The sequence below is a fragment of the Neobacillus sp. MER 74 genome, from assembly GCF_023714155.1.
The window spans coordinates 1-243 of record NZ_JAMAUV010000128.1 but is presented as its reverse complement, the minus strand read 5'-3'; the positions used below and the strand labels follow the sequence as shown (position 1 = coordinate 243).

The following is a 243-nucleotide window of genomic DNA, read 5'->3' as shown; positions in this document are numbered from 1 at the left end:
CAGTGTGGCCGATCACCCTCTCAGGTCGGCTACGCATCGTCGCCTTGGTGAGCCGTTACCTCACCAACTAGCTAATGCGCCGCGGGCCCATCTGTAAGTGACAGCCGAAACCGTCTTTCAGCTTTCCTTCATGAGAGGGAAAGGATTATCCGGTATTAGCACCGGTTTCCCGGTGTTATCCCAGTCTTACAGGCAGGTTGCCCACGTGTTACTCACCCGTCCGCCGCTAGACTCCGAAGAGTC

Annotated in this window: 1 rRNA gene; it reads right to left on the bottom strand. The window is 56.8% G+C overall.

From position 1 onward, the window contains the following. Window positions 1–243 (bottom strand): 16S ribosomal RNA (locus M3610_RS27845); the annotation flags it as partial.